The 24,696-nt window shown below is 49.2% G+C and carries 24 protein-coding genes and 1 pseudogene; all 25 read left to right on the forward strand.

What is annotated here, in order from left to right; all coding sequences use genetic code 11:
* Positions 1 to 433: 433 nt before the first annotated feature.
* The 25 genes and pseudogenes from trpE (at position 434) to DXA36_RS34325 (ending at position 24,627) form a co-directional block, all read left to right on the forward strand.
* The gene (gene trpE, locus DXA36_RS27500) at positions 434 to 1,927 is read left to right on the forward strand and encodes an anthranilate synthase component I (RefSeq protein ID WP_118682485.1); all 1,494 of its coding nucleotides are present in this window, start codon (positions 434 to 436) and stop codon (positions 1,925 to 1,927) included.
* Complete coding sequence (locus DXA36_RS27505) at positions 1,924 to 2,511, forward strand: anthranilate synthase component II (protein ID WP_118682469.1); 588 nt, start codon at positions 1,924 to 1,926, stop codon at positions 2,509 to 2,511. Before trpE ends, DXA36_RS27505 begins: the two co-directional genes overlap by 4 nt.
* A gap of 65 nt (positions 2,512 to 2,576) precedes the next feature.
* On the forward strand, positions 2,577 to 3,584 hold the full coding sequence (trpD, locus tag DXA36_RS27510; protein WP_118682486.1) for an anthranilate phosphoribosyltransferase: 1,008 nt from the start codon (positions 2,577 to 2,579) through the stop codon (positions 3,582 to 3,584).
* A 68-nt stretch (positions 3,585 to 3,652) separates the two neighbouring features.
* On the forward strand, positions 3,653 to 4,435 hold the full coding sequence (gene trpC / locus DXA36_RS27515) for an indole-3-glycerol phosphate synthase TrpC (protein ID WP_118682487.1): 783 nt from the start codon (positions 3,653 to 3,655) through the stop codon (positions 4,433 to 4,435).
* Positions 4,432 to 5,088, forward strand: a complete 657-nt coding sequence (locus tag DXA36_RS27520; protein WP_118682470.1) for a phosphoribosylanthranilate isomerase — start codon at positions 4,432 to 4,434, stop codon at positions 5,086 to 5,088. The genes trpC and DXA36_RS27520 overlap by 4 nt, the downstream gene beginning before the upstream one ends.
* 78 nt (positions 5,089 to 5,166) lie before the next feature.
* On the forward strand, positions 5,167 to 6,351 hold the full coding sequence (gene trpB / locus DXA36_RS27525) for a tryptophan synthase subunit beta (protein ID WP_118682471.1): 1,185 nt from the start codon (positions 5,167 to 5,169) through the stop codon (positions 6,349 to 6,351).
* Positions 6,344 to 7,123: a tryptophan synthase subunit alpha gene (gene trpA / locus DXA36_RS27530; protein ID WP_118682472.1), complete on the forward strand. Its 780-nt coding sequence runs from the start codon at positions 6,344 to 6,346 to the stop codon at positions 7,121 to 7,123. Before trpB ends, trpA begins: the two co-directional genes overlap by 8 nt.
* Positions 7,124 to 7,300: 177 nt before the next feature.
* The gene (locus DXA36_RS27535; RefSeq protein ID WP_118682473.1) at positions 7,301 to 8,737 is read left to right on the forward strand and encodes an MBOAT family O-acyltransferase; all 1,437 of its coding nucleotides are present in this window, start codon (positions 7,301 to 7,303) and stop codon (positions 8,735 to 8,737) included.
* Between the two features lie 12 nt (positions 8,738 to 8,749).
* A complete protein-coding gene (locus DXA36_RS27540; protein WP_118682474.1) occupies positions 8,750 to 9,991 on the forward strand; it encodes a GDSL-type esterase/lipase family protein in 1,242 nt (413 codons plus the stop codon).
* A 99-nt stretch (positions 9,992 to 10,090) separates the two neighbouring features.
* A complete protein-coding gene (locus DXA36_RS27545; RefSeq protein WP_118682475.1) occupies positions 10,091 to 10,615 on the forward strand; it encodes a YceD family protein in 525 nt (174 codons plus the stop codon).
* 3 nt (positions 10,616 to 10,618) lie between these two features.
* Positions 10,619 to 10,801 carry a 50S ribosomal protein L32 gene (gene rpmF, locus DXA36_RS27550; protein WP_009256444.1) on the forward strand — a complete coding sequence of 61 codons (183 nt, stop codon included), beginning with the start codon at positions 10,619 to 10,621 and terminating at the stop codon, positions 10,799 to 10,801.
* A gap of 265 nt (positions 10,802 to 11,066) precedes the next feature.
* Positions 11,067 to 12,080, forward strand: coding sequence for a phosphate acyltransferase PlsX (gene plsX / locus DXA36_RS27555; protein ID WP_118682488.1), 1,014 nt, complete (start codon positions 11,067 to 11,069; stop codon positions 12,078 to 12,080).
* Positions 12,081 to 12,095: 15 nt separating this feature from the next.
* Complete coding sequence (gene acpP, locus DXA36_RS27560; protein ID WP_118682476.1) at positions 12,096 to 12,323, forward strand: acyl carrier protein; 228 nt, start codon at positions 12,096 to 12,098, stop codon at positions 12,321 to 12,323.
* Between the two features lie 92 nt (positions 12,324 to 12,415).
* Positions 12,416 to 13,159, forward strand: a complete 744-nt coding sequence (gene rnc, locus DXA36_RS27565) for a ribonuclease III (RefSeq protein ID WP_182479282.1) — start codon at positions 12,416 to 12,418, stop codon at positions 13,157 to 13,159.
* 4 nt (positions 13,160 to 13,163) lie between these two features.
* Complete coding sequence (gene smc / locus DXA36_RS27570; RefSeq protein WP_118682477.1) at positions 13,164 to 16,778, forward strand: chromosome segregation protein SMC; 3,615 nt, start codon at positions 13,164 to 13,166, stop codon at positions 16,776 to 16,778.
* Positions 16,779 to 16,809: 31 nt separating this feature from the next.
* Positions 16,810 to 17,784 carry a signal recognition particle-docking protein FtsY gene (ftsY, locus tag DXA36_RS27575; protein ID WP_118682478.1) on the forward strand — a complete coding sequence of 325 codons (975 nt, stop codon included), beginning with the start codon at positions 16,810 to 16,812 and terminating at the stop codon, positions 17,782 to 17,784.
* 72 nt (positions 17,785 to 17,856) lie between these two features.
* Complete coding sequence (gene ilvA, locus DXA36_RS27580) at positions 17,857 to 19,068, forward strand: threonine ammonia-lyase (RefSeq protein ID WP_118682490.1); 1,212 nt, start codon at positions 17,857 to 17,859, stop codon at positions 19,066 to 19,068.
* Positions 19,069 to 19,222: 154 nt separating this feature from the next.
* Entirely contained in the window at positions 19,223 to 20,104 is an 882-nt protein-coding gene (locus DXA36_RS27585) for a YitT family protein (protein WP_243114757.1), read from the forward strand.
* A gap of 199 nt (positions 20,105 to 20,303) precedes the next feature.
* On the forward strand, positions 20,304 to 20,618 hold the full coding sequence (gene ylxM / locus DXA36_RS27590; protein WP_118682492.1) for a YlxM family DNA-binding protein: 315 nt from the start codon (positions 20,304 to 20,306) through the stop codon (positions 20,616 to 20,618).
* Between the two features lie 25 nt (positions 20,619 to 20,643).
* Positions 20,644 to 21,996 carry a signal recognition particle protein gene (gene ffh, locus DXA36_RS27595; RefSeq protein WP_118682479.1) on the forward strand — a complete coding sequence of 451 codons (1,353 nt, stop codon included), beginning with the start codon at positions 20,644 to 20,646 and terminating at the stop codon, positions 21,994 to 21,996.
* Between the two features lie 38 nt (positions 21,997 to 22,034).
* Complete coding sequence (gene rpsP / locus DXA36_RS27600; RefSeq protein ID WP_009256417.1) at positions 22,035 to 22,280, forward strand: 30S ribosomal protein S16; 246 nt, start codon at positions 22,035 to 22,037, stop codon at positions 22,278 to 22,280.
* A 68-nt stretch (positions 22,281 to 22,348) separates the two neighbouring features.
* Entirely contained in the window at positions 22,349 to 22,576 is a 228-nt protein-coding gene (locus DXA36_RS27605; protein ID WP_118682480.1) for a KH domain-containing protein, read from the forward strand.
* A gap of 111 nt (positions 22,577 to 22,687) precedes the next feature.
* Entirely contained in the window at positions 22,688 to 23,230 is a 543-nt protein-coding gene (rimM, locus tag DXA36_RS27610) for a ribosome maturation factor RimM (RefSeq protein WP_118682481.1), read from the forward strand.
* Positions 23,227 to 23,913 (forward strand): annotated as a pseudogene (gene trmD / locus DXA36_RS34320) (tRNA (guanosine(37)-N1)-methyltransferase TrmD); the annotation flags it as partial. The gene rimM and the pseudogene trmD, both read left to right, overlap by 4 nt.
* Positions 23,914 to 24,090: 177 nt before the next feature.
* Positions 24,091 to 24,627 carry a GNAT family N-acetyltransferase gene (locus DXA36_RS34325; RefSeq protein WP_334295108.1) on the forward strand — a complete coding sequence of 179 codons (537 nt, stop codon included), beginning with the start codon at positions 24,091 to 24,093 and terminating at the stop codon, positions 24,625 to 24,627.
* Positions 24,628 to 24,696 lie beyond the last annotated feature (69 nt).

Raw genomic sequence — 24,696 nt, forward strand, 5'->3', positions numbered from 1 at the left:
CGGCAGAAAAAAATTTAATTTTATACTTGCATTTTATGAACTTTAGCGTTATAATGCAATAAAATAAAACATCAAACAACAAAACAATGTTTTTAAAACCGATGATGTGGAGATAAAAACAGATCGTGCACTTACAGAGAGTCCGGAATGCTGAGAACGGACAGAACGCAGCCTGTTAAATGGACCACGGAGGGCATGGTGAAAGAGGGCCGCAGGGCTTTTCTGTAGCTGTGACGTGAGGCATACGTCAGTTGCCGCGGATATGATGGTATCCGGCGAGAGCACGTTATTTTACGTGAATCAAGGTGGCACCGCGGGTGTTGGAATTTTACCCGTCCTTGACAGAAGGCTTTTATTGTATTCTGTCATGGACGGGTTTTTTTGTGTGGATAAACGGACACATACCGGGACCGGACAGAGAATCGGAGGGAATATGAAAACATTAAGTCTGGAACAGGCAGAAAAGTTGGTATCGGAAGGACAGTACGGCCTGATACCCCTGACAAGGGAGCTATATGCGGATACGATTACTCCTGCCGGGGTTATGCGGATTCTGAAAAATACCAGCCGTCACTGTTATATGCTGGAAAGTGCGGAGGATAATAAACAATGGGGACGCTACACTTTTCTCGGATATGAACCGCTTTTGGAAATCACCTGCCGTGACGGTCATGTGAAAATCACCTGCCCTGCAGGAGCCAGGAATGCGTTGCCTGCCATGGATTACGAAGGAAATCCAAGAGAAACTATCCGTCAGATTCTGAAAGATAACAGAAGCCCTCTGCTTAGGGGCCTTCCTCCTTTTACCGGCGGGCTTGTGGGATATTTTTCTTATGATTATATCAAATACAGCGAGCCGTCCCTGCAGCTGGATGCCGTGGATTCGGAAGGGTTTCAGGATGTGGATCTGATGCTTTTTGATAAAGTGATTGCCTTTGACAATTACAGACAGAAAATCATTCTGATTGCAAATGCAAAAACAGATGAGTTGACGCATTCCTACCAGAAGGCCATAGAAGAATTGAAACATATGGCTGACTTAATACAAAGCGGGCAAAAGGCGGATATACCGCCGCTGAAGCTTCGTTCCGGGTTCCGTCCGCTGTTTTGCCGGGAAGAATACTGTGCTATGGTGGAAAAGGCGAAGCATTACATCCGGGAGGGGGATATCTTTCAGGTGGTGCTGTCGAACCGGCTTGAAGCGGATATGGAAGGAAGCCTTTTTGATACTTACCGTCTTTTGCGGACGATAAACCCTTCCCCTTACATGTTCTATTTTTCCAGCGATAATATGGAAGTGGCGGGGGCTTCCCCGGAAACACTGGTAAAGCTGGAAGAAGGGCAGCTTTATACCTTCCCGCTGGCGGGGACCAGGCCCAGAGGCATGACACAGGAAGAGGACGAAAGGCTGGAGCGGGAGCTGCTTACTGATGAAAAGGAATGTGCGGAGCATAATATGCTGGTGGATTTGGGGAGGAACGATATCGGAAAAATCAGCCGGATCGGAACGGTAAAGGTGGAAAAATATATGTCGGTGCAGCGGTTTTCCCATGTCATGCACATAGGCTCCACCGTATCCGGAGCGCTTGATGAAAGCCGGGATGCCCTGGATGCGGTGGATGCCATTCTTCCGGCGGGGACCCTATCCGGTGCCCCCAAGCTGCGGGCCTGTGAAATCATTAATGAACTGGAGAACAATAAAAGAGGGATTTACGGCGGTGCTGTGGGCTATCTTGCCTTTACCGGAAACCTGGATACCTGTATAGCCATCCGGCTGGCCTATGCCAAAAATGGCAAGGTATTTATCCGTTCCGGAGCCGGCATTGTGGCGGACAGCGAACCGGAAAAAGAATACCAGGAATGCATCAATAAGGCAAAAGCCGTCAGAATGGCACTGGAAACGGCGGAAGGAGGAATTGACGGATGATTCTGCTGATAGATAATTACGACAGCTTTTCTTATAATCTGTATCAGCTGATCGGTTCCATAAACCCGGATATCCATGTGATACGTAACGATGAAATGACGGCGGATGCCATAATGGAGCTGGCCCCGGAGCTGATTATCCTGTCTCCGGGACCGGGAAAGCCGGCGGATGCGGGCGTTTGTGAAGATGTGGTGCGGTATCTGGCAGGAAAACTCCCCATATTCGGGGTATGCCTGGGACACCAGGCTATATGTGAGGTATTCGGGGCCGAAATCAGCTATGCAAAGGAACTGATGCACGGAAAGACCTCGAAGGCTTTTCTGGAAGAGGACAGTACACTTTTCCGGGGGATGGGGAAAGCCATAGAGGTGGCAAGATATCATTCCCTGGCAGCTGTACCGGAGACCATACCGGATGTCCTGCGGGTTACGGCAAAAACGGCGGACGGAGAGGTAATGGCGGTGGAACACAGGGAATTTCCTGTGTACGGGGTACAGTTTCATCCGGAATCGGTGCTGACACCGGAAGGAATTGGTATCCTTCGGAATCTGTTGGAACAAACGGCAGAAAAGCCGGATCATTGAAAATAAAAGTGTAGCAGGTCTGCGCATGTACGGCACAGGAGCGCAGGAATGAAAGGATGGAGAATATGATTAAAGAAGCAATTGCCAGACTGGCAAACGGAGAAAACATCGGATATGAAGCGGCAAAAGAGGTCATGAATGAAATTATGAGCGGAGAAGCCTCCGATATCCAGAAAAGCGCCTATCTTACAGCGCTCTCCATGAAAGGAGAGACGATTGAGGAAATTACGGGGTCTGCGGAGGAAATGAGAAACCACTGCGTGCGCCTTCTGAATGATATGGATGTACTGGAAATCGTGGGAACCGGCGGGGATAAATCCAATTCCTTTAATATTTCCACAACCTCGGCAATCGTGATCGCGGCGGGCGGGGTGCCGGTGGCGAAGCACGGTAACAGAGCCGCGTCCAGTAAGTGCGGTGCGGCGGATGTTCTGGAGGCTTTGGGAGTGAATATCGCCATAGCGCCGGCAAGAAGCGCCGAACTGCTGAAAGAAATCGGAATCTGTTTCCTGTTTGCCCAGAAATACCATACGGCCATGCGGTATGTTGGCCCTGTGCGCAAGGAGCTGGGAATCCGGACTATTTTCAACATCCTGGGACCGCTTGCCAATCCGGCCGGCGCCAATATGGAGGTTATGGGAGTATACGATGAGGCCCTGGTGGAGCCGCTGGCACGGGTTCTTGTAAATCTGGGAGTGAAGAGCGCCATGGTGGTTTACGGCATGGATAAGCTGGATGAAATCTCCATGAGTGCCAAAACCTATGTGTGTGAAGTGAGAGACGGGGACTATAAAACCTATTATATCGAACCGGAACAGTTTGGTTTTGCCAAGTGTGATAAAAAAGAGCTGGAAGGCGGCACACCGGAAGAAAACGCGGCCATTACCAGAAGTATACTGGATGGAGAAAGAGGCCCGAAAGCGGATGCGGTAATCCTGAATTCCGGGGCGGCACTCTATATTGCAGGTAAGGCGGATAGTATGGAAGCCGGTGTGAGGATGGCGGAAGAGATTATTTCCAGCGGAAGAGCGAAGAAAAAGCTGGAGGAATTTGTGGCGTATTCCAACGGCTGAACTGCAGTCAGACCGAATGGCCATCAACGTGGAGGCGGAGCTTTCACAATAAGAGAATGGAGAAAACCATGATACTTGATACGATAGCTGAAAAAACAAGAATACGGATAGCGGCAAAGAAACAGGTGTTCCCTTTGGAAAACCTGCGCAGGGAAGCGGAGAAACGGGAGAAAAATACCGGGTTTCCCCTGGAACAGGCTTTAGCGGCAGAGGGTCTGTCCTTTATCTGCGAAATAAAAAAAGCGTCCCCCTCCAGAGGGCTGATAGCACCGGATTTCCCTTATCTGGAAATCGCTGCGGCCTATGAGGCAGCAGGAGCCGCCGCCATATCCGTACTGACGGAACCGGAATTCTTTCTGGGAAGTGACAGTTACCTCCGGGAAATTGCCGGATGTGTATCCGTTCCGGTGCTGCGGAAGGATTTTACCGTGGATGCCTATATGATTTATGAGGCAAAGCTGCTGGGAGCTGCCGCCGTGCTTCTGATCTGCGCCATTCTCACAGAGGAGGAACTAAAAAGTTTTATAGCGCTTGCTGACAGCCTTGGCCTTTCCGCATTGGTAGAGGCACATGATGAAAAAGAGGTGGAAATGGCGCTGCGATGCGGGGCCAGGATCCTCGGTGTGAATAACCGGGATCTGAAAACCTTCCGGGTGGATATCACCAATTCCGTCAGACTGCGCCAGCTCGTACCGCCGCATATTCTTTTTGTTTCGGAAAGCGGTATGAAAACTCCGGAAGATATCCGTATCCTCCGGGAAAACGGAACCAATGCGGTGCTAATCGGTGAAACGCTGATGCGCAGTCCGGACAAACGCAGGGAGCTGGACAGACTGCGGGGGAACCTGTGAAGCCGGTTACGTCCCCTTTTTCACAGAAGGGGGAGGGAGATGTCCGGGTGAAAATCTGCGGCCTGAGCCGCCGGGAGGATATCCGCTATGCAAACGAGGCGGGACCGGATTATGTAGGCTTTGTATTCGCCAGAAGCCGCAGGCAGGTGAGCGCCCAAGAGGCAGCAGATTTAAGGAGACGGCTGCGTGAGGACATCTGTCCGGTTGGTGTTTTTGTTAATGAAAAACCGGAGCAGATTGTCAGGCTTCTGCAGCGAGGTGTGATTGATGCCGCCCAGCTTCATGGGCAGGAGACAGAGGCCGAAATCGCGTTCATACGTAAGGAAAGCGGGAAACCGGTGATTAAAGCGATACAGATTACCGACGGCAGGGAATTGGCGGAATGGAAGGACAGCGAAGCGGATTATCTGCTGTTTGACGGAGGCAGCGGAGAGGGAAAAACTTTTGACTGGTCCCTTGCCGGCCTGGCCCGTACCGTGGAAAAACCTTTTTTCCTGGCCGGGGGACTGCATGCCTGCAACGTGGCAGAAGCGGTACGGCTGTTTGCCCCGTTTGCCCTGGATGTGAGCAGCGGCGTAGAATGGGAGGGCAAAAAGGATCAGGGCAGAATAACAGACTTTATGAAGGCCGTCCGGATTTGTATGAACTGTTAGCGGCCGCCAGACTGGCGGGAAAGGAAGCCCGGATGCATCGGGAGAGCGGAAGGGCAGGAAAAGAAAGGAATCGATGTGATGAGTAAAGGACGTTTTGGTGAATTTGGCGGACAGTATATATCGGAAACCCTGATGAATGAACTGATCCGGCTGGAAGAGTGCTATGAATATTATAAAAAGGATAAAGAATTCAATGAAGAGCTTACGCGGCTTTTGAAGGAATATGCGGGCCGTCCCTCCCTGCTTTATTATGCGGAAAAAATGACGGAGGATCTGGGCGGTGCAAAAATATATTTGAAAAGGGAAGATCTGAACCATACCGGTTCCCATAAAATAAATAATGTGCTGGGGCAGGTGCTTCTTGCTAAAAAGATGGGAAAGACGAGAGTGATAGCGGAAACAGGGGCAGGACAGCACGGAGTGGCGACCGCCACGGCAGCGGCGCTTCTCGGAATGGAATGTGAAGTTTTTATGGGGAAGGAGGATACGGACAGACAGGCCCTGAATGTATACCGCATGGAGCTTCTGGGTGCAAAGGTGCATCCGGTAACAAGCGGAACACAGACGCTTAAGGATGCGGTGAACGAGACGATGCGGGAATGGACGAACCGGGTGACGGATACTCACTATGTCCTGGGATCGGTAATGGGACCCCACCCGTTCCCTATGATGGTCAGGGATTTCCAGAGCGTAATCAGTGCAGAGGCCAGAGAACAGATCCTTGCGAAGGAAGGGAAGCTTCCTGCGGCAGTAGTGGCCTGTGTTGGCGGCGGCAGCAATGCCATGGGTATGTTTTACCGCTTTATCCCTGATAACAGCGTGGCGCTTATCGGCTGCGAGGCGGCCGGGCGGGGACTGGAGAGCGGTCAGCATGCCGCCACGATGGCAAAAGGGACTTTGGGGATTTTCCATGGGATGAAATCCTATTTCTGTCAGGACGAATATGGACAGATTGCTCCGGTATATTCCATTTCCGCCGGCCTGGACTATCCGGGGATCGGGCCTGAACATGCGTATCTGCATGATACCAACAGAGCGCAGTATGTGCCTGTTACCGATGATGAGGCGGTGGACGCCTTCGAATATCTGGCCCGCACAGAAGGAATTATCTGCGCCATTGAGAGTGCCCACGCAGTAGCCCATGTCAGAAAGACAGCGGCACAGTACAGCAGAGATGACAGCATTATCATATGCCTGTCCGGAAGGGGCGACAAGGATGTTGCCGCGATTGCCCGGTATAGAGGGAGGGAAATCCATGAGTAAGATAAAAAATGCATTTCAGAACGGGAAAGCGTTTATTGCCTTTTTGACCGCAGGCGACCCGAGCGCGGATAAAACAGTGGAATATATTCTGGATATGGTAGAAGCAGGTGCGGATCTTGTAGAAATCGGCATCCCGTTTTCCGATCCGACAGCGGAAGGCGTGGTTATACAGGAAGCTAATATCCGCGCCCTGCAGGGAGGGATGACTACGGACGGCGTTTTTGAAATTGTCCGCAGGGTGAGGGAAAAATCACAGATACCGCTGGTGTTCCTCACTTATCTGAATCCGGTATTCCACTATGGGTATGAAGCTTTTTTTGAAAAATGCAGGGAGCTTGCCGTGGACGGTATTATCATTCCGGATCTGCCATATGAGGAAAAAGACGAGCTGGCTCCCGTTGCCGCTGCCAATGACGTGGATCTCATTTCCATGATTTCTCCCACCTCGGAGGAACGTATCCGTAAGATTGCCGGGGAAGCGTCCGGATTCCTTTATATCGTATCCTCTATGGGCGTAACCGGGGTGCGGAGCCAAATTACTACGGATCTTTCCTCTATCGTGGATATGGTACGTAAGGTCACCGATATCCCCTGCGCGGTGGGATTTGGCATCAGTACGCCGGAGCAGGCCGGGCATATGGCGGCTGTATCTGACGGAGCCATTGTAGGAAGTGCAATTGTAAAGATTATTGCCGCCAACGGCGGTCACGCCGGGGAAGCGTTGAAGGAATATGTAAGCAGTATGAAGGCAGGGGTTCTGGCGGCGGAATAAAGCCGCCGCGGGATATAAGGCAAAAGTTTACAATTCCTTTAAGAAAATATTAAGTTTAAAAAAATACGAAAATTCTCTTTTCATTCCTATTAAAATGTATTATGCTTAATAAGCTGAATCCGGTCGTTTTTTGTCGGTTACCGGGACAATAAAAAGACGGATAGGCAAGTAAATGTGATGTCTGGAGTGGAGATTGTGGCAGGATTTGATTTGGGAAACATAGTAAGTCAGAATAGCCTTGTATTCAGCAGTCTGGAATTCCTTTTTCGGTTCCTGCCTGTATTTCTGGTTATTTTTTACCTTACCCCTGTTAAATATCGGAAAATTGTACTTTTTATAGGAAGCATTCTCATGTATGCCTGCGGAGAGCCTCAGTTCGTGTTCCTTCTGCTGGCCTGTACCGGACTGAATTTCCTCATAGGAAAGAATATGAGGGCGGATATTGAATCCCCCTTCCTTCACAGCAAGTGGAGGGATAAAAAGAGGCGCAGATGGCTGCTGCTTGCTCTTATAACCGATGTGGGGGTACTGGCGTTCTTTAAGATTGGCAATGCGGCGGACAGCAATATCCTTCTTCCCCTCGGAATCAGTTTTTATACCTTTAAGATGATTTCCTATCAGATGGATGTTTTCCGCGGGAAAGTGGAAGCGGATACCTCGTTCTGGGGTTTCGGTGCCTATGTATGTATGTTCCCCCAGCTTACAAGCGGCCCTATCATGCGGTATGAGGATGCCTCAGAGGGGCTGGGGAATCTGGGCTGCAGGCCGGAGCGGTTTGAAGACGGACTGCGGCTGCTTGTGATTGGGCTGGGGGCCAAGGTGCTTCTTGCCGACAGGCTGGGTCTTCTTTGGAACGACATACAGACCATCGGGTTTGAAAGTATATCCACGCCGCTTGCATGGCTGGGGGCCTTTACCTATTCCCTTCAGCTGTATTTTGATTTCGAAGGTTATTCCCTGATGGCGGTGGGGATCGGTATGATGATCGGGCTGCCCTATATCAAAAATTTCAACCAGCCTTATATGGCAGCCTCCGTCAGCGATTTCTGGCGAAGATGGCATATGACGCTGGGAAGCTGGTTCAGGGATTATGTTTATATTCCTATGGGAGGCAACCGGAAGGGGCTTCCCCGTCTGCTGTTTAATTTATGTATTGTGTGGCTGCTTACGGGGCTGTGGCACGGAGGCAGTGTGAATTTCCTGCTATGGGGAATCACGGTCGGTGTGTTTGTTATTCTGGAGAAGCTTTTTTACGGAGAATGGCTGGGCCGGCATAAGGTGTTTTCCCACATTTATGTATGGATTGTCATTCCGCTTACCTGGGTGATTTTTGCTGTTACCAGTCTGCCGGATCTGGGTATTTACTTCGGCCGGCTGTTCCCTTTCTTCGGCATCGGGGAGACACTGAACCCTCAGGATATCCTCAAGTATTTTTCCATGTACTGGTGGCTGCTGCTGGCCGGGATTTTCTTCTGTGTTCCTATGGTTTCCGCATGGTTTAACAAGCACAGGAAAAGATGGTATGCCAACGCGCTTCTGCTGGTGTTATTCTGGATGGCCGTTTATCAGCTGACCAATGCGGCAAATAATCCGTTTATGTATTTCAGATTTTAAGGTGGCATATAAATGAAAAATTGGAACAAATATCCGCTTTTCCTGATTCTTCTGGTAAGCGGGCTGTTAATAACAGGTGCCGGATATGCGGGAGAGCATACCATATATGCCTCCTACAGCAAACAGGACGGTTGGATGACTCCCGGTTTATCGCTGGTTTTCCAGGGATGGAAGGACGGGGTTTATCCATGGGAGCTGTTCACGCGTGAAACCAGTCCGGCTATGGCGGGCGCGCAGAACGAAGGGGAAGAAGAAACTGCTTTTGCAGAGGAAACGGTGCAGGAGAGCATCCCGGCAGCGGAGGAAACTGCGGATGCCGGCGGTGAAACGACGGTTTCCGATAATTCACAGAAGCAGACAGACGGGGTATCGGAAAACAGCGCCGCTCCGGAAGTACTGGACGGCAGCAGTATGGTATCGGCAAATACGGCCCAGCCAAAGTATGATAAATTCGGGCAGCTGATTCAGGGAGAAGCGCCGGATCAGCAAACACAGCAGATACCGATGCAGATACCCGGCACGGACAGTGTGTCAGGCAACCAGGGAACGGAAGTAAGCGGAGGGCAGGAAACCGCTGAGAGCCAGCAGGCAGAAGCCGGGGAAGAGACGGCCCGAGACGGCCTGGCAGAGGAGGAAAACAAGACCTACGCGTTTACCCAGGTGGATGAATCCTATTTTGACGATGCCCTGTTTATCGGCGATTCCAGAACGGTAGGCCTTGATGAATACGCCGGTTTTGATGATAAGGTAACTTTCTATGCGGCAACCTCACTCACTATTTACAATGTATTTGACTCTCCGAAAAAGGTTGCACAGCTGGAGGACGGCACCAAGGTTACTATTGAGGAAGCGCTGTCGCAGAAACAGTTCGGGAAGATCTATATTATGCTTGGCATTAACGAGCTGGGCAGAGGTACGACGGAAAGCTTTTTCACCGTGTATGCGAATGCGGTAAACCGGATCAGGCAGCTGCAGCCGGATGCAATTATCTATGTGCAGGGTATTATGCGTGTGAGCGGGGAAAAGAGCCGGACGGACAAAATTTTCAATAACGAGAATATCAATGCCAGAAACGCGGCGCTTGCGGCTATGGCGAATAACCAGGATATCTTTTATCTGGAGGTTAACGATGCGGTGAGCGATGCCAATGGTGATCTGGTGACGGAATATACCTTTGACCAGATCCATCTGAAGGCGAAGTATTACCAGCTCTGGAAAAATTACCTATTGGGACATGCTGTTGTGCGGGATTAAGTCCTTTTGAATTTGGTGGTTGACAAAGCGTTTCCGGTTATGTATAATTGTTGAAGTGCGAATGAGATTCGGTTTGACCGGATTCGTTGGGAGTCTACTATGTTAATCAATATGACAGATGTCTTTACAGAAGAAGAAAAGTCTGTTACAAAAGAAGTTCCGCTGGAACTGACAAGCATATGCTTTCAGGGTGAAGAATTCCGAATACTGGAGAAAACACCGGTTACGCTTACCCTTGCCAATAACGGACAGGGAAGAGCATCCATTGAAGCAGAGGCGGAAGTAAAGGTAGAATTAAAATGTGACAGGTGCCTTCGGGAAGTAACAAGGGAATTTGCACTTCACTTTTCTGTACAGGCTGTTTCGCCCGATGCGGCGGATGAGCAGGAGCAGGATGAGGAGCGTGGGTTTCTGGAAGGATATCAGCTGAATGTAGACAGCCTGATAAGCAATGAAATCATTACATGCTGGCCGATGAAAATCCTCTGTAAGGAGGACTGCAAAGGACTTTGCAGTGTCTGCGGGAAAGATTTGAACGAAGGGAATTGCGATTGCGATACTTTTGTTCCGGACCCCAGAATGGCGGCAATTATGGATATCTTTCGTGAGAACAAGGAGGTGTAAGTAATGTCTATCTGTCCTAAGAATAAATCTTCCAAATCCAGAAGAGATAAGAGAAGAGCAAACTGGAAAATGAGTGCTCCGACTCTGGTTAAGTGCAGCAAATGCGGCGCTCTGATGATGCCCCACAGAGTATGCAAGGCTTGCGGTTCTTACAACAAGAGAGAGATCATTAACACAGAAGCTTAATGAAAAGAAGAAAACAGCAAAAGCTTTCCTGAGGATGAAGAATCCTTGAGGAAAGCTTTTTTAGTGTAACAAATCAGACAGGTCTGACCTGCCTCCGGGGACAATTCGCTTGATTTTTACAGGCATGTCTAGTATATTTATAGAGGACACTCAAATTCCGCAGGTGGGCTTTGCCCCTCTCCGGCCGGTAAAAGGCGTCGGGGATTGCCGGAGCCTGGCTGCGAGGTTTGAGCGGTTATGCAGGATAAACAGAAAGGGATATTTTATGGCTGAATATGTAAAAGTAGCAGTGGATGCTATGGGCGGTGACAATGCTCCCGGTGAGATTGTAAAGGGTGCGGTGGAAGCGATCCAGGCGGAAAAGAAGATAAAGGTATACCTGGTAGGGAAAGAAGAACAGATAAAGGCGGAGCTTTCCCGATATACCTATCCGGAAGAACAGGTGGAGGTAGTGAATGCCACGGAAGTGATTGCTATGGCAGAGCCTCCTGTGGCGGCTATCCGCAGCAAGAAGGATTCCTCCATTGTAAAAGGGCTGTATATGGTCAGGGAAGGCAGATGCGATGCTTTTGTTTCTGCGGGAAGCACAGGGGCCGTCCTGGCCGGAGGACAGGTTATTGTAGGACGGAGCAAAGGGGTGGAACGTCCGCCTCTGGCGCCGCTTATCCCGACGGAAAAAGGGGCCTCTCTTTTGATTGACTGCGGGGCCAATGTGGATGCCAAGCCTTCCCAGCTTGTGCAGTTTGCCAAAATGGGATCCATTTATATGGAAAATGTTATGGGTATCAAAAATCCCAGAGTGGGGATTGTCAATATCGGTGCGGAAGAAGAAAAAGGAAACGCGCTGGTAAAAGAAACCTTTCCCATGCTGAAGGAATGCTCCGACATTAATTTTATCGGCAGTATAGAGGCCAGGGATATCCCCGCGGGTGCTGCAGATGTGGTTGTGTGCGAAGCGTTTGTGGGAAACGTGGTGTTGAAGCTGTATGAAGGAGTGGGAGCCACGTTGATTAAAAAAGTAAAAGGCGGGATGATGGTGAACCTGAGAAGCAAAATCGGCGCCCTTCTTGTAAAACCGGCCTTAAAGCAGACACTGAAGGCTTTTGATCTCGAACAGTATGGCGGTGCTCCTTTGCTCGGCCTAAAAGGGCTGGTGGTAAAGACCCATGGAAGCTCCAAAGCTGTGGAAATCAAAAATACGATTCTGCAGTGTGTAACCTTTAAGGAACAGGATATTAACGGCAAGATCCGGAAGGTGATTTCCGGAACCGCTGAGTGAGAAAGGACAAAGGATATGGAACTTGACAAGCTCAGAACTATCATTGCGGAAGTATTGTGTGTGGATCCCAAGGAAATTACGGCAGACACCACCTTCATTGATGACCTGTGCGCGGATTCCCTGGATGTGTTCCAGATTGTGATGGGGATAGAGGAAGAATTCGGAATCGAAATTTCACCGGTGGATGCAGAACGGATCAGTACGGTGGGAGAAGCGGTTGCGTTGATAAAAAACAGCAATTAAGAGGCTGGAAACAAGAACCATTTTTGAAATTTGCCAAAAAAGCCCGAAGCGGGGAAACCTGGACAGGGCTTTTTAATTGTGGAAAGGACCTTATGAGTATAAAATATACATTGGAAGGGCTTGAGAAAAGGATCGGTTATGTTTTTCGTAATAAAAATCTGCTTCGCCAGGCATTGACCCACAGTTCCTTTGCCAATGAGCAGAAAATAAATAAGCTGGAAGATTACGAACGGCTGGAGTTTTTGGGTGACGCGGTGCTGGAGCTGGTGTCCAGCGAATTCCTTTTTTCCGAGAACCCGCAGATGCCGGAAGGAAAGCTGACGAAGCTGCGTTCTTCTATGGTTTGTGAGCCTGCATTGGCTTATTGTGCCAGGGATCTGGAGCTGGGGCAGTATATGCTTCTGGGAAAAGGGGAAGAGACTACAGGCGGCAGAGGCAGGGACTCCATAACTTCGGATGCTATGGAAGCGGTTATCGGTGCTCTGTATGTAGACGGCGGTTTTCAGGCGGCCCATGATTTTATTCATCGGTTTGTTCTCTCGGATCTGGAAAATAAAATCCTTTTTTATGACAGTAAGACAGTTCTTCAGGAGATGATCCAGACCATGCCGGAAGCTGTATTTGTTTATGCGCTTACCGGTGAAGAAGGACCGGATCATGACAAAGAATTTCTGGTGGATGCCGTTCTGAACAATGAGGTCATCGGAAAAGGAAAGGGCCGCACCAAAAAAGCGGCGGAACAGCAGGCTGCTTATGAAGCGATTCTGGCCCTGCGGAAGAAAATGGAAGTAAAGTGTTCTGTGGATGCATTGCCTTCCGACGAAAATAAGGATTAAAATTATGTATTTAAAAAGTATAGAGATACACGGATTCAAATCCTTTGCCAATAAAATAACGTTTCAGTTCCATAACGGAATCACCGGTATTGTAGGGCCAAACGGCAGCGGGAAAAGCAATGTGGCGGATGCTGTCCGCTGGGTTTTGGGCGAGCAGCGCATCAAACAGCTGCGCGGCGCTTCCATGCAGGATGTCATATTTTCCGGTACGGAAATCCGTAAGCCCATGGGCTATGCCTATGTGGCGATCACACTGGATAACCGGGATCACCAGCTCGCCATCGAGTTTGATGAAGTCACCGTTGCCAGGCGGATTTACCGTTCCGGGGAGAGTGAATACCTGATGAACGGTTCTCCGGTGAGACTGAAGGATGTGAATGAGCTTTTTTATGATACCGGTATCGGCAAGGAAGGCTATTCCATCATCGGCCAGGGCCAGATTGATAAAATCCTCAGCGGAAAACCGGAAGAAAGAAGAGAGCTTTTTGACGAAGCCGCCGGCATTGTGAAGTTTAAAAGACGGAAGTCCGCCGCCCAGAGGAAGCTGGAGGATGAAAAGCAGAATCTGCTGCGTGTCAGTGATATATTGAGTGAACTGGAAAAACAGGTGGAGCCCCTGGAAAAGCAGTCGGAAAAAGCAAAGGTTTATCTGAAGAAAAAGGAAGCGCTCAAAGCCCTGGATGTCAATATTTTTCTTCTGGAAAACGCCAGGCTCAGGGAACAGCTTGCCGGGGTGAAGGAAAAACAGGAAATCGCTTCCGGCGATTTGGCGGACACCACATCCAAATATGAACATATTAAAGAAGAGTACGAGCGGGTACAGGCAGAAATCGAGCGTTTGGATAAACAAATCGAAGAGGAACGTTCCCAGCTTACGGATACCGGTATGCTCCGTGGAAAGCTGGAAGGTGAAATCAATGTCCTGAAGGAACAGATTAATTCTGTCAGAGGCAATGAAAAGCATTTGCTGAACCGGCAGGAAAACCTGCAGAAGGAAATTGATACACAGACCGGGAATAAAGAGTCCATCCTGGAGGATAAGGGCAGAGTGGATGCCCAGCTTTCCCGGCTGGAGGAAGCCAGAGAAGAAGCGAGAGCCGAACTTGCCAGAGTGCAGGCGCAGATGGATGAGTTGAATGCGAATATAGAAAATGGGAAAAATACCATTATTACCGCATTGAATGACCGGGCTACGATTAAATCCCGCATGGGCCGGTTTGATACCATGCTGGAGCAGATACAGATACGAAGGGCCGAACTGAACTCCCGGCTTTTGCGCGCCAAATCTGATGAAGCACAGCAGGAGGATCGGATCCGGGAGCTGGAGGAAGAATTTCTGCGGATCAATGATAATATTTCCGCATTCAATGACAGGCAGACGGTCCTTGAGGAAGAACTGAACCAGATGAGGGATGAGCTTTCCGGGAAGGATCAGAAGCTGCGGGATACGCAGGTAGTCTATCACCAGGATAAGTCCAGACTGGACGCACTTTCCAACCTGACGGAACGGTATGAGGGCTATGGGGGCAGCGTGAAGCGTGTCATGGAGCAAAAAGGAGCCAATCCGGGTATTATCGGAGTAGTTGCCGATCTTGTCAAGGTGGATAAAAAATACGAGGTTGCCATTGAAACCGCCCTGGGAGGAAGTATACAGAATATAGTTACGGAAACGGAAGATACGGCAAAGGAAATGATCGCCTTCCTGAAACAGAATAAAGCGGGTAGAGCGACCTTCCTTCCCTTGACCAGTATCCGGAACCGCCAGGAATTCCGTATGAAGGAGGTTCTGGCTGAACCGGGGGTGATCGGGCTGGCGGATTCCCTTGTGGATACACAGGAGCGCTACCGGGATGTGGCATCGTCCCTGCTTGGGCGGATAGTCGTGGTTGACAATGTAGATAATGCGGTACGGATTGCCCGTAAATATAAGTACAGCCTCCGTATGGTAACGCTGGAGGGAGAACTGTTTAACCCCGGAGGATCCATCAGCGGCGGCGCCTACAAAAATAACAGCAATCTGCTGGGAAGACGCCGGGAGATGGAGGAACTGGAAAAAAGGGTCAGGGAAACACTGAAATCCATTGACCGCCTGTTGGATGAAATCGAAAAAACAAAGCAGCGCAGAAACAAGCTGCGGATGGAACTGGAGCAGGTGAAGGCATCTCTCCAGGAGGAATTTATCCATCAGAATACAGCGAGAATGAACGTGGCTGCTGCCAGGGAAAAGAAAGAACAGACAGAGCAGGGTTACGGGGATCTGCAGAATGAGCAGAAAGAAATCGCATCTCAAATCGAAGAAATCCAGAGCGGAAAAGAGGAAATACGCAGAGAGCTGGAAGCCTCCGAGCTTTTGGAAAAGGATGTGGAAGCCCGGATTCAAGCGGCCCAGAAGGAACTGGAAGCGCGGAAAGAAGAAGAAAGCCTTCACAGCTCCAGGGTGACGGAATGGGATTTGGAAGTGGAAAAAATCCGGCAGAAACAGGGCTTTGAACAGACGAACCTGGATCGTATCCAGGGCGAAATTCTTAAATTCACGCAGGAACTGAGAGAGATACAGGAAGGAATGGAAGCGGGAAGGCAGGAAATCGCCGGGAAGGAAGCCGATATCCTTGCGCTGCAGGAAACAATAGACGCTTCGTATACGAACCAGAATAACGGGGAAGAAAAGCTGAAAGAGGATATGGAACGAAAAGAAAACCTGTCCGCCAGACAGAAAAATTTCTTTACGGACAGGGAAAGCCTGGCAGAACGGCTCTCCGGGCTGGACAAAGAAGTATACAGGCTGAATGCACAGCAGGAAAAGCTGGAAGAAGCGGTAGAAGCCCAGATCAATTACATGTGGGATGAATACGAAATCACACTGAGTGATGCTTCGGCGCTTAAAATGGAAGCACAGCAATCCATGGAAGCGGGGAATTCCATGGAATCGGGGAATTCCATGGAGGAAATGCAGGATTTGGCTTCCATGAAGAAAGAAATCACATCATTGAAGGAGCAGATCAGAAGGCTGGGAGATGTGAATGTCAATGCCATTGAAGATTATAAAAACCTCATGGAACGTTATACCTTCCTGAAAACCCAGCATGATGATTTAATAAAAGCGGAAGAAACCCTGAAGGGTATCATACTGGAGCTGGATGATGCCATGCGGAAGCAGTTCCGGGAAAAATTTGCCCAAATCTGTCAGGAGTTTGATAAGGTATTCAAGGAACTGTTCGGCGGCGGAAAGGGTACGCTGGAGCTGATGGAGGATGAGGATATCCTGGAGGCAGGAATCCGTATTATTGCCCAGCCCCCGGGTAAGAAGCTGCAGAACATGATGCAGCTTTCCGGCGGTGAGAAGGCGTTGACGGCAATCTCCCTCCTGTTTGCCATACAGAACCTGAAGCCTTCCCCCTTCTGTCTGCTGGATGAAATAGAAGCCGCCCTGGATGACAGCAATGTAGGTCGTTTTGCCAATTATCTACATAAACTGACGAAGTATACCCAGTTCATCGTCATAACGCACCGTAGAGGAACCATGGAAAAAGCGGATCGATTATATGGTATCACGATGCAGGAAAAAGGGGTATCGACTTTGGTAAGCGTAAGCCTGATTGAAAAAGAGATAGAAGGCTGATGATTAGTGATAATGGTGAAGGAGAGAGAATATGAATATGGAATTAAAAAATTCCACGGAATCTAAACCCTCTGAGGAAAAGAAAGGCTTTTTTGCCCGGCTGAAGGAAGGGCTTAATAAAACAAGAAATAATATTGTAAACGGGATCGATTCGGTTTTTAACGGTTTTTCTGCAATCGACGATGAGTTTTATGAAGAACTGGAAGAGATTCTGATTATGGGAGATATCGGTGTTAACGCCACCTCCGATATTCTGCAGCGCCTGAAAAAGCAGGTGAAGGAGCAGCATGTTAAAGAACCTGCGGCCTGTAAACAGCTTCTTATCGACAGTATAAGAGAACAGATGCAGGTGGGGGAAACCGCATATGATTTTGAAAAGAAACAGTCCGTAATTCTTGTTATTGGAGTGAACGGTGTGGGAAAGACCACATCCGTGGGAAAACTTGCCGGCATCCTAAAGGAGCAGGGGAGAAAGGTGCTGATTGCGGCTGCGGATACCTTCCGTGCGGCGGCAGGGGAACAGCTTGCGGGCTGGGCTAACCGGGCCGGCGTGGATATGATAGGCGGCGCAGAAGGCTCGGATCCGGCCAGCGTGGTATTTGATGCGGTGAATGCGGCAAAGGCCAGACATGTGGATGTGCTGCTGTGTGATACGGCAGGCAGGCTGCATAACAAGAAAAACCTGATGGAAGAACTGAAAAAAATGAACCGTATTATCGATCGGGAATTTCCGGATGCCCATCGGGAAAATCTGGTCGTGCTGGACGGGACAACCGGTCAGAATGCCCTTGCCCAGGCGAGAGAATTCGGAGAAGTGGCGGAACTGACCGGCATTATCCTGACCAAAATGGACGGAACAGCAAAAGGCGGTATTGCGGTTGCCATACAATCGGAGCTGAATGTCCCGGTAAAATATATCGGTGTGGGAGAAGATATGGAAGACCTGCAGAAATTTGACCCGGAACAGTTTGTGAATGCCCTGTTTGACAAAAAAACAGAAGAATAAGACACCAGGGCCTGCGCGGAACGGTCTGTCCGTACAGACACCGGAATGGAGGAAAACATGGAAGAAAGCAAGATGCTTACCCTGGAGAAATTTGAAGAAGCTTCCGAGGTGGTAAAAAAAGTAACACAGGAGACCAAGCTGGTATACAGCGAATATTTCAGCAGCCAGTCGGGAAACAAGGTATATTTTAAACCGGAAAATATGCAGCTTACGGGCGCATATAAGCTGCGCGGCGCTTATTATAAAATAAGCACCCTGACGGAAGAAGAACGAGGCAAGGGCCTGATTACCGCATCTGCGGGGAATCATGCCCAGGGCGTAGCCTATGCGGCAAAAGCCTATGGCTGTAAAGCGGTTATTGTAATGCCGACCACCACTCCTTTAATGAAGGTGAACCGCACCAAAAACTATGGTGCACAGGTGGTCCTTTACGGGGATGTATACGATGAAGCCTGTGCCAGGGCCTACGAACTGGCGGAGGAGATGGGGTATACCTTCATCCATCCGTTTGATGACCCGGTGGTGGCAACCGGCCAGGGAACCATTATGATGGAAATCTTCAAAGAACTGCCCCTGGTGGACTATATACTTGTACCGGTGGGCGGAGGCGGCCTGGCTACCGGGGTATCCACGCTTGCGAAGCTTCTGAACCCTAAAATCCATGTGATTGGTGTGGAGCCTGCCGGGGCTAATTGTATGCAGGCGTCTTTGGAAAAGGGCAAAGTGGTGACCCTGGACCGTGTGAATACAATTGCCGACGGTACGGCTGTAAAAACACCGGGCAGCATTATCTTCCCTTACATACAGAAAAATATGGATGAAATCATTACCATTGAGGATGAAGAACTGGTAGTGGCTTTTCTGGATATGGTGGAAAACCACAAGATGATAGTGGAAAATTCCGGACTGCTGACCGTTGCGGCACTGAAGCACCTGGATGTGAAAAACAAAAAGGTGGTATCTATTTTAAGCGGCGGCAATATGGACGTGATTACAATGTCATCTGTGGTCCAGCATGGCCTGATATTCCGTGACCGCATCTTTACCGTATCCGTCCTGCTGCCGGATAAGCCGGGTGAGCTTTCCCGTGTGGCGGATGTGATCGCAAAGGAAAACGGGAATGTGATTAAACTGGAGCATAACCAGTTTGTTTCCATTAACCGCAGCGCGGCTGTGGAACTGCGGATTACACTGGAAGCCTTTGGCACCGAGCATAAGCAGCAGATTATCACTGCCCTTGAAAGAGAAGGATACAAGCCTAAAAGCGTAAGAACGAATATTTAGGGCGCGGATTGCAGAAAATGATCCGGACGGTTCCTCTTCACTGATGTTTCATTGTTTTGATAGGAAAGAAGTGCAGCCCGCTGCACGGATAAAACCGCGTAAGTTAATTATGCGGTTTTTCCTTTTTCCGGCTATAGTAAAATAGGAGGTATGTATGGCAGAAGAATTTATGGAAAAAAAGACGGTAAAGAGACGGATATTTGATTATATCCTGATTACGGTGGCTGCCTGTATTTATGGGGTGAGTATCAGCCTTTTTCTGGATCCGAATAACCTGGCGCCCGGCGGGGTGACAGGTATTGCAGTTATCATTAACCGTCTGACAGGCCTGCCTACAGGGTCGGGCATGCTTCTGATCAATATCCCCATACTGATAGCAGGACTTTGGAAATTTGGGCTGCGTTTCATTGTTTCCACGATTTACGCCACATTTATGTGTTCGGTATTCACCAATTTTTTTACCCGTTTCGGGGCACTGACTTCCCAGCCGCTGCTTGCGGCCCTGGCCGGAGGTCTTTTGATGGCAATCGGCCTGGGAATAGTATTTAAGGCGGGTGCCACTACCGGCGGAACAGATATTATTGTTAAATTCCTGAGGCTGAGATATAAGCATCTGAAAACCGGACGGCTCTTTTTCCTGACGGATATCCTGATCGTTTCCGCATCCCTGTTTGTATTCGGCGATTTTGATACGATTATGTATGCCATACTGGCAGTGGTGATATGCAGTATTACGTTTGATGCAGTTCTGTACGGGCGGGACGAAGCAAAGCTTATCTACATTATCAGTGATCATTCGGAAAAGATAACGGCCAGGCTTCTGGAGGAACTGGATATCGGAGTGACCTATCTGGAGGGAAGAGGGGCATACAGCAATAACCCCAAACAGGTTATCATGTGTGTGATGCGCAATACCATGTCTCCCAAAGCGGAGGAGATAGTGAAGGAGGAGGATCCGCTGGCTTTTATGATTGTATCCAGCGCCACTGAGATTTATGGGGAAGGGTACAAGAATATATTCAGTGAAAAAATTTAAGTATTTTTACGGAAAAAGCGGGTAGGGTACAAGGGACTTTGAACAGTAATGTCAGGTGTGAGGGTGTCAAGAAAAAATACTTGACACCTTTCTTTGTTTATAGTAAGATAACTCATGCGGTGAGCGGACAGTGTCTGTCCGAAAGACAGAATACGCCATGACAGTAAACAAACCGATAACAGGCACAGGATGGATGAATATGGAAAAGATTGTGGAACAGGGTCTGTTATATGATTTTTACGGCGAATTACTCACGGAGCATCAGCGCCGGATCTATGAGGATGCGGTAATGAACGACATGTCTTTAAGCGAGATTGCCCAGGAAGCGGGTATCAGCAGGCAGGGGGTTCATGATTTGATAAAAAGGTGTGATAAGACGCTGGAGGAATATGAAAGCAGGCTGCACCTGATGGAGAAATTCCGGAATATCACGGAAAAGCTGGAAGAGATCAAGCGCCAGGCTTCGGAAGAAGCGGTAATTAGGCTGGCTGACGAGATTCTGGAAGAACTGTAAAGTATCAGTAAAGGAAATTGTGTTTATGGCATTTGAGAGCTTAACCGATAAACTCCAGAACGTTTTCAAGAACCTGCGTGGAAAGGGACGGCTGACGGAAGAGGATGTGAAAACAGCCCTTAAAGAAGTCAAAATGGCCCTTCTGGAAGCGGATGTTAATTTCCGTGTTGTAAAGCAGTTTGTTAAATCCGTGGAAACCAGGGCGATTGGTGCGGATGTGATGAACGGGCTGAACCCCGGGCAGATGGTAATTAAGATAGTTAACGAAGAAATGACTGCCCTCATGGGATCGGAAACCACGGAGATCGCCATGCAGCCGGGAAAGTCTACTACGGTTATTATGATGTGCGGCCTTCAGGGTGCAGGTAAAACCACCACTGCGGCCAAGCTTGCGGGCAAGTTTACGCGGAAGGGGAAAAAGCCTCTGCTGGTTGCCTGTGATATTTATCGCCCGGCGGCTGTGGAGCAGCTGGAAATCAATGCAAAGAAGCAGAACGTGGATGCCTTTTCCATGGGAACGAAGAACCGCCCTCTGGATATTGCCAAAGCAGGCATGGAGCATGCACAGAAAAACGGAAATAATGTGGTAATCCTGGATACGGCAGGCCGCCTGCATATTGATGAAGATATGATGCGGGAGCTGCAGGAAATCAAGGAGAATATCACCGTTCACCAGACGCTTTTGGTGGTGGATGCCATGACCGGCCAGGATGCCGTAAATGTGGCAAAGGAATTTGACGAAAAAGTGGGTGTGGACGGGGTTATCCTTTCCAAAATGGATGGTGATACCCGCGGCGGCGCGGCCCTTTCCGTTAAAGCGGTGACAGGAAAGCCTATCCTTTATGTAGGTATGGGAGAAAAACTTTCCGATCTGGAACAGTTTTACCCGGACAGGATGGCCGGCCGGATACTCGGCATGGGTGATGTCCTTTCCTTAATTGATAAAGCCCAGGCAAGCCTGGACCTGGATGCCGACAAGGAAAAAGAGATGGCATCCCGTATGAAGAAAGGGAAATTCGATTTTGAGGATTACCTGGAAAGCATGAAACAAATGCGTAATATGGGCGGCCTGTCCAGTATTTTGAGCATGATGCCCGGTATCGGCGGCAAATCAGCGGATATTGAATCCATGGTGGATGAGAAACAGATGGCCCGGATGGAGGCTGTGGTTCTTTCCATGACACCGGCGGAACGCCGGAACCCCAAACTGCTTAATCCCAGCAGAAAACATCGGATTGCCAGAGGAGCAGGGGTGGATATCAGTGTTGTAAACCGTTTTATCAAACAATTTGAACAGAGCCAGAAAATGATGAAACAGCTTCCCGGCATGATGGGAGGTTTCGGAGGCAAAAAGGGTAAGTTTAAACTTCCTTTTTAATAAATTAAAAAAAGCAAACATTTCCGGAGGTAAGAAAAATGGCAGTAAAGATCAGATTAAGAAGAATGGGACAGAAGAAGGCTCCTTTTTACAGAATTATCGTGGCAGATTCCAGATCTCCCAGAGACGGTAGATTCATCGAAGAAATCGGAACCTATGATCCCAACAAGAATCCCAGTGAGTTCAAAGTAAATGAAGAACTGGCAAAGAAATGGCTGAACAATGGTGCACAGCCCACAGAGGTAGTCAGCAAAATCTTCAAAGCAGCAGGAATCGAGAAATAAGACCTCTTTGCTAAGGAGAGGATATCCGTGTCTGCTGAGCGGGTATCCGGTTGAATGGAGGGAAAGTAATGAAAGAACTGGTTGAAGTGATAGCTAAAGCACTTGTTGACAACCCGGAGGAAGTGGTCGTTACGGAAAAAGAAAACGGAAAAATAACGACAATTGAGCTTCACGTTGCACCGTCCGACATGGGCAAAGTAATCGGTAAGCAGGGCCGTATCGCCAAAGCAATCCGTGCGGTTGTGAAGGCGGCTGCTCTGGGAGACAAAATGCATGTGGATGTAGAGATCATCTGATAAGACAAAAAGGCTGCTCCTTCTATGGAAGCGGCTTTTTGTTTCCGGATGTTACCCCGAACAGCGCAATGACCGGGGATTTAACAAATAAGTAGATGAATGAGGACAAGGATGGAACAGAGACTGCAGGTGGGAATCATTACGGCAACTCATGGCCTGAAGGGAGAGGTAAAGGTTTATCCTACCACGGATGATCCTTCCAGGTTCAAGAGGCTGAAGCAGGTGATTCTGGACAATGGGAAGGAAAACAGAACACTGGAACTGGAAGGCGTTAAATTTTTTAAACAGTTTGTAATTCTCAAGTTCAAAGGGCTTGATGATATCAATGACGTGGAAAAATTTGGTAAAGCCAGCCTGTATGTGACACGGGAAAATGCTGTTCGGCTGAGACGGGATGAATATTTCATTGCTGATTTGATTGATATGACTGTGGAACTGGAAGACGGTACGGAATTGGGGACACTTTGTGATGTGATTACAACAGGGGCAAATGATGTCTATGAGGTAACGCTGCTTCAGGGAGGAAACGTACTCATTCCGGCAATTAAAGAATGCATACTGGATGTGGATGTGGAAAATGCCAGAATGCGTGTACATCTCCTGGACGGATTGCTGGAACTTGGCAACGATAGCCGCGGAGGAAAGCAGGAATGAAGTTTCATATACTGACTCTTTTTCCGGATATGGTGGAGGGCGGGTTACATACAAGTATTCTGGGCCGGGCGGCGGCGGATGGCCATATCAGCCTGGAAGCGGTAAATATCCGGGACTTTACAGTGAACAAGCATAAAAAAGTAGATGATTACCCTTATGGTGGCGGTGCCGGTATGCTGATGCAGGCACAGCCTGTTTATGATGCTTACCGCTATATAGAAGAAAAGATTGGTGAGGAAGGCAGAAAGCCTCCCCGTGTTATTTATGTAACGCCTCAGGGAAGCGTATTCAACCAGCAGATGGCGCATGAGCTGGCAGGGGAAGAGGATCTTGTTTTTTTATGCGGTCACTACGAGGGAATCGATGAAAGGGTCCTTGAGACCATAGTGACAGACTATATTTCCATCGGGGATTATGTGCTTACCGGGGGGGAGCTTCCTTCCATGGTTATGATTGATGCCATATCCCGTCTTGTTCCCGGGGTGCTGAAAAACAAAGAGTCGGCGGAGTTTGAATCCTTCCACAATAATCTTCTGGAGTACCCCCAGTACACAAGACCGGAGATATGGAGGGAAAAGCCGGTTCCCGAGGTGCTTTTGTCAGGAGATCATGCCAGGGTGGATCAATGGCGCCTGCAGCAGTCTGAAGCCCGTACCAGGAAGCGCAGGCCGGATCTGTATGAAGTCTATGCCAGGGAGCCGAAGGCGCTTTCCTGGCTGCTGAAAAGTAAAATAGACCATATGGATATGATAGAGGTGATACGCGCAGGACAGGCGGATATCCTGTGCGGGGATGAAGAGGGGGTTCTGCTTAAGGATGTACCGAGCGGGGCCGTAATGGTATCTGCTTCGGATGAAGATATGGGGGAACGGCTCCTTTCCCTTATACCAAGAGGGCTGAAGGACGGCCTTTTCGTTGCGCATCAGGAGTTCCTGAAGGATAGTATCTGCAGGCGTTTTGATGCCGGAATAGTGAATGCCTGTGTACAGGCGGCCTATACCAGAAAAACCCTTCTGGAGGAGGATTCCCGTTTTTGTATCAGGCCTTTGACAATTTCCTTCCTGGAGGAGGTATACTCCCACTACCATACAGTACATGATAAGGAATATCTGGAGGGACGGATCCGTTCCGGCAGGATGTACGGCGCTTTTGTAGAGGAAACGCTGGCTGGTTTTATCGGTATGCATGCGGAATGCAGTATGGGGATGCTGGAGGTGTTTGAGCCATTCCGCAGACAGGGGATCGGCGAAGCCCTGGAACGGCATCTGATCAACCGTATTCTTGATGAGGGCAGGGTTCCTTTCTGCCAGATTTTCACTGATAATGAAGCATCCGTAAAGCTGCAGCAAAAACTGGGCCTGCGTATCGGCCGGCAAACGGTTTATTGGGTTTCCTAATCGGGATCCCTGACAAGGGCGTAGATAAAAAAGACCGGCGTCACCTGCCCCTGCTTCCCTGTGCGTCCT

This window comes from Eisenbergiella sp. OF01-20 (assembly GCF_003478085.1).
Lineage (GTDB): Bacteria > Bacillota > Clostridia > Lachnospirales > Lachnospiraceae > Eisenbergiella.

Excerpts from the sequence above, each read along its gene's own strand:
- DXA36_RS27585 (WP_243114757.1), top strand. The coding sequence starts at position 19,223 with ATGGCAGAAGAATTTATGGAAAAAAAGACGGTAAAGAGACGGATATTT.
- DXA36_RS27605 (WP_118682480.1), top strand. The coding sequence starts at position 22,349 with ATGAAAGAACTGGTTGAAGTGATAGCTAAAGCACTTGTTGACAACCCG.
- rpmF (WP_009256444.1), top strand. The coding sequence starts at position 10,619 with ATGTCTATCTGTCCTAAGAATAAATCTTCCAAATCCAGAAGAGATAAG.
- ilvA (WP_118682490.1), top strand. The coding sequence starts at position 17,857 with ATGCTTACCCTGGAGAAATTTGAAGAAGCTTCCGAGGTGGTAAAAAAA.
- rpsP (WP_009256417.1), top strand. The coding sequence starts at position 22,035 with ATGGCAGTAAAGATCAGATTAAGAAGAATGGGACAGAAGAAGGCTCCT.
- ffh (WP_118682479.1), top strand. The coding sequence starts at position 20,644 with ATGGCATTTGAGAGCTTAACCGATAAACTCCAGAACGTTTTCAAGAAC.
- DXA36_RS27505 (WP_118682469.1), top strand. The coding sequence starts at position 1,924 with ATGATTCTGCTGATAGATAATTACGACAGCTTTTCTTATAATCTGTAT.
- ftsY (WP_118682478.1), top strand. The coding sequence starts at position 16,810 with ATGAATATGGAATTAAAAAATTCCACGGAATCTAAACCCTCTGAGGAA.
- DXA36_RS27545 (WP_118682475.1), top strand. The coding sequence starts at position 10,091 with ATGTTAATCAATATGACAGATGTCTTTACAGAAGAAGAAAAGTCTGTT.
- acpP (WP_118682476.1), top strand. The coding sequence starts at position 12,096 with ATGGAACTTGACAAGCTCAGAACTATCATTGCGGAAGTATTGTGTGTG.
- plsX (WP_118682488.1), top strand. The coding sequence starts at position 11,067 with ATGGCTGAATATGTAAAAGTAGCAGTGGATGCTATGGGCGGTGACAAT.
- trpE (WP_118682485.1), top strand. The coding sequence starts at position 434 with ATGAAAACATTAAGTCTGGAACAGGCAGAAAAGTTGGTATCGGAAGGA.
- DXA36_RS34325 (WP_334295108.1), top strand. The coding sequence starts at position 24,091 with ATGGGGGAACGGCTCCTTTCCCTTATACCAAGAGGGCTGAAGGACGGC.
- trpA (WP_118682472.1), top strand. The coding sequence starts at position 6,344 with ATGAGTAAGATAAAAAATGCATTTCAGAACGGGAAAGCGTTTATTGCC.
- trpD (WP_118682486.1), top strand. The coding sequence starts at position 2,577 with ATGATTAAAGAAGCAATTGCCAGACTGGCAAACGGAGAAAACATCGGA.
- ylxM (WP_118682492.1), top strand. The coding sequence starts at position 20,304 with ATGGAAAAGATTGTGGAACAGGGTCTGTTATATGATTTTTACGGCGAA.
- rnc (WP_182479282.1), top strand. The coding sequence starts at position 12,416 with ATGAGTATAAAATATACATTGGAAGGGCTTGAGAAAAGGATCGGTTAT.
- DXA36_RS27540 (WP_118682474.1), top strand. The coding sequence starts at position 8,750 with ATGAAAAATTGGAACAAATATCCGCTTTTCCTGATTCTTCTGGTAAGC.
- smc (WP_118682477.1), top strand. The coding sequence starts at position 13,164 with ATGTATTTAAAAAGTATAGAGATACACGGATTCAAATCCTTTGCCAAT.
- rimM (WP_118682481.1), top strand. The coding sequence starts at position 22,688 with ATGGAACAGAGACTGCAGGTGGGAATCATTACGGCAACTCATGGCCTG.
- DXA36_RS27535 (WP_118682473.1), top strand. The coding sequence starts at position 7,301 with ATGTCTGGAGTGGAGATTGTGGCAGGATTTGATTTGGGAAACATAGTA.
- trpB (WP_118682471.1), top strand. The coding sequence starts at position 5,167 with ATGAGTAAAGGACGTTTTGGTGAATTTGGCGGACAGTATATATCGGAA.
- trpC (WP_118682487.1), top strand. The coding sequence starts at position 3,653 with ATGATACTTGATACGATAGCTGAAAAAACAAGAATACGGATAGCGGCA.